Origin of the sequence: Burkholderia sp. Bp9090, from assembly GCF_003857985.1 — a bacterium.
Classification (GTDB): domain Bacteria; phylum Pseudomonadota; class Gammaproteobacteria; order Burkholderiales; family Burkholderiaceae; genus Burkholderia.
In genome coordinates this window covers 1-1,476 of the sequence record NZ_QTPV01000098.1, presented here as the reverse complement: position 1 = coordinate 1,476, position 1,476 = coordinate 1, and the positions used below count along the sequence as shown (strand labels likewise).

The 1,476-nt window shown below is 69.0% G+C and carries 1 protein-coding gene; it reads right to left on the bottom strand.

The annotated features are described in order from the left end of the window. Nucleotides 1-3: 3 nt before the first annotated feature. Nucleotides 4-1,476, bottom strand: a 1,473-nt coding sequence (locus tag DIE16_RS36210) for a TonB-dependent siderophore receptor (RefSeq protein ID WP_124894418.1), incomplete at its 5' end; no start/stop codon positions are given.

Sequence of the window (1,476 nt, the reverse complement as noted above, 5' to 3'; positions counted from 1 at the left end):
CGATCAGAAATCATAGGTCAACGACACGCGCGCGGTGCGCGGCGCGCCGGGGAACAGGTACGCGTCGCCCTGCTGCTCGCCCGCGTCGCGCCAGTAGAACTTGTTGAACAGGTTGTCCACCGACACGCGCAGCACCGTGCGATGGCCCGCGATCTTCGTCGTATAGCGCGCGCCGAGATTGAACACGAACCACGACGGCACGCGCGCGGTGCCCTCCTCGTTCGCGTTGCGCGCCGCGCTGTACTCGACGCCGCCGAGCACGTTCAGACCGGCAACGCCCGGCACCGCGTAATCCGCATACAGCGATGCGCGCAGCGCCGGCACGTTGATGATCTGGTGCCCTTCGTACGCCGGCGAACCCGAGTCGTACGCGCGCGCGCGAATCGCCGCGACGCTGGCCGTCAGCCCGAGCCGCTCGGTCACGCGCCCGGCCGCGCCGAGCTCGATCCCCTGGTGGCGCTGCGTGCCGCGCTGCACGAACGTATAGCTCGTGCCCGACGCATCGGGGTCGGCGAACTGGAACGGCTTGCTGATCGAGAACACGGCGGCCGTGAGGCTCAGCCGGTCGAGCCAGTCGTATTTCGCGCCGAGCTCGAACTGGTGCGATTCGACCGGCGGCAGGAACGCATACGCGTTGGTCGCGCGCACCGGCGCCTGGTCGCCGAGCGACAGCGCCTTGCTGTACGACGCGTACAGCGACAGCACGTTCACCGGCTTGTAGACGAGCGCGACCTGCGGCAGGAACACCGAGCGGTCGGTGTGCGTCGCGTCGCCGTCGAGGCTGCTCCAGCTGCGCTGGCGCAGCAGCACTTCCTTGCCGCCCGCGAGCACCTGCCAGTGCTCGCCGATGCTGATGCGGTCGAGCCCGAACACGCCATACTGCCACGCGTCGAGCTGCGGATACGACGGCCCGGCCGTGTTCGGCGACGGTGCGAACGCGACGTCGGGCCCATAGATGTTCTCGCTGCCCACGTAGTCGTACACGGCATTCGCCATGTGCACGACGCGGCGCTGCACGCTCACGCCGAGCGTCAGCTCGTGCCGCAGCGGCCCCGTCGCGAACTTGCCGGTCGTGACCGCGCGCAGGTCGTCGTTGCGGCGGTATTCGCCCGGGCTGCGGAAGTCGTACACGTCGTAGTCGCCGTTCGCGCCGAAGAAGAACGGCGACGTCGTGCCGGCCGCGCAGCTCGCCGCGTAATAGCAGCCGTACGCGAACGCGCTGTTGTCGTCGATCATCGTGCGGCTGCGGCCGGCGGCGACGTAGGCCTTCCAGTCGTCGTTGAACTGGTAGTCGAAGCGCGCGTTCAGGTTCAGCGCATCGGTCGTCACCGGCTTCGCCCACGGCTGCGTGCCGAGCGCCTTCGACGTCGTCTTGACCGACGGCACGACGGTGCCGCCGAGCAGCTGGTAGCCGGGCGCGGAACGCTGGATCCACTGCTGGAATTCCGCGTTGAACTGCAGGCTCGCGCGCGGGCT